This is a genomic window from Weissella sp. DD23, assembly GCF_001579105.1.
GTDB lineage: Bacteria > Bacillota > Bacilli > Lactobacillales > Lactobacillaceae > Weissella > Weissella cibaria.
Map to the genome: position 1 here is coordinate 265,868 of NZ_KQ970391.1, position 2,673 is coordinate 268,540.

Genomic DNA, 2,673 nt, shown 5'->3' on the forward strand with positions numbered 1-2,673 from the left:
AATACCGGGTTGGTAAAACCAATTGATACGAAGTTAATTGGTTTGCGTCAAATTAACGGTCACGATATTAACTACGATGCTAATGGTGCACCGTACATTTTGATGACGGGCGTTACTGACGATAAGGTTGATTTAACGAAACTTGAAAACGTTACAGGTGGCTTTTCTTGGGATGGTAAGGCGCCAGTAGTGAACGGTAAGGCTGCGACATCAACCACGGCTGTGATGAATGCAGACGTCGATGATGTGGTGACGATTAACTTTACCCAACAACCAGTTATCGCCACAATCTACTACTTCGCTTTGCGCGATGGTAAGTACACGCAATTTGCCCCATTGGGAAGTGGCACGGCGAATACCTTTATTTATAAGGGATATGCCAACACAAAGATGCCAACCGATCCAGCGACATCGGCACAGTTATACCCAGAAGTATCCGGGTATGATTTTGTGTGGGTGACTGCAGGAAACGTCACGTCCGATAACCCAATGAACGTTGCGACGGATACGCCTTTGGATGATGCTGGTACAGACTATACGTTGGAAGCAAATACGGTTTCAACAAAAATTCTGTCAGCAGACTCACGCAAGAACAACGTCTTTGTTATTTACGTTGCCCAGGCCCAAAAAGCAGTCATTAAGTACGTTGACCAAACGGGTGCACCAGTGGCTGTGCCAGCTGGTACCCCAACATCTTTGACAGGTGTTACGGGCGAAGCGTACGACACAACGAAATTAACGCCAGATGTGCCAGGTTATAGCAAGCCAGTTATCACTGATACGGCTCAGGTCGCTGGTAAGGTTGATAGTGGTAAGACTGACGAAGCTGGTCAAACAATCTGGACGCCACAAGCAGTAACGGTTGCCAACAGTGGCGTATTTGGTTCAAACAACAGTACGGTGATTACGGTGACTTACCAAGCCGCACCACAAGTAGCGAATGTACGCTACGTTGACCAGAATGGTAACCCAGTTGTGGGGATGTCGGCAGATTTGCCAACCACGTTGACTGGTACGTCAAATTCACCATTGGCAAACTTGGTAACGGCGGCAATGAAGACGGCGCCAGCCGGCTATACGTATGACAGCACAGATGCTGCCACAACGTTTGATGCGGATACGACATTGGATCAGACGGTTACGGTGCACTTCATTGCGGCGAACCAATCAGCAACAGTGCGTTATGTTTTGGCAACGGTTGATGCGGACGGCAAGGTGACTTACACGAAGACCGCTGTCCCAGGGACAACACCAGTTAGCTTGTCGGGAACAACAGGGGCGGACTATGCCTCAAATGGTTTGTATACGAGCGCAGTCACGAACAAGGCAATTCCAGGTTATACCCGTTTGGGAATTGACTTGGGCACTGGTAAGTTTGTTGATGGTACGAACACAATTACGGTTGGCTACGTTGCTGATGAAGCCACTTTGCAAGTGATTTACTACCTTTTGGATACGGATAACAAGGATAATTCATATCAAATGTCAACGCGTAATGGTGCGTTGATGACGCCCGATGTGCCAGCATTAACTGCTGATAAGTTGGCTAATTTGCACACGGACGATGTGATTACGTTGACGGATCCAATGTTTAAGGGATATGTGTTGCAAAAGGCTGATACAGATTTGTCAGGTCTAGCAGGTGGTGCGAACGGACAGTACACGGTGAAGGCCGGTACGAATTCGATTTCATACTACTTCTTAGCAACCACGCAAAAAGCCACGGTTAATTTTGTGGATGAAGATGGCAAGCAGATTCCAGGCCAAGCCTCACGTCAAGTGACGGGACCATCTAACTCACCAATTCAGGTTGAAAATGAGATTCCTGGTTGGACGAAGATTGATACCGATGCGAACTACTTTGATGATGACGATACGGTTGATCAGGTGATTAACATTCGTTATGCCCAAGACGCACAAGAGCAAGCAATTTTGGTGACGTACCCAAAGGCAGTGGGCAAGGCTGATATTACAAAGCCGGTTGTCACGCAAACTGGTAAGACGGGTGAAACTTTCCCGGTCTTTAAGTTGACGGGCTATGAGATTCCGGGGTACACCATGCTGGTTGATGGTAAGGCAGCCACTGAAATTGCAGCGGAAACAGCCGACGCCACGAACAACCCAGTTGGTGGGACGCCAATTGCACCGTTGAGTAGCCCAGATGGTAAGACATATGCATCTGACGTCGATGGTGATCAACAAGTTCACATCATCACGTATAAGGCAAACCCAGCGACTTTGACGACGCATTACTACCTTGAAGGTGAAGCTGGTCAAAAGACTGGTACTGCGGCAGTACCAGGTCTTAAGACGGTCGTGAACACGAATTTGACGACTGACGCTGCGGTGACGATTACGGATCCAACGGCGCCAGCGGGTTATACGTTAGTAACGGCTGATTCAGATTTGGCAGGCGTTAACAAGTTAGCGGATGGGTCATACACGGCTTTGATGGGTGACAACACGATTACGTACTGGTTTACAGCCGATGCGCAGTCAGCTAAGGTAACGTATAAGACTGATAACGGGACAACCGTTAAAGCGGCTTCTCGTGCGGATGGTACGGCAATCACTGAAGTCGACGGGGTGACTGACGAAAGTTACAAGACGATTGATGATTACAAGACTGTTGTGAGTTATGTGCCTAAGGGATATACGCTACAAAGCGTTGTT

1 protein-coding gene is annotated in these 2,673 nt (G+C 48.1%); it reads left to right on the forward strand.

Going from position 1 to position 2,673, the window contains the following annotated elements:
* Nucleotides 1–2,673, forward strand: a 2,673-nt coding sequence (locus tag WEIDD23_RS03835; RefSeq protein WP_082778308.1) for a MucBP domain-containing protein, incomplete at both ends; no start/stop codon positions are given.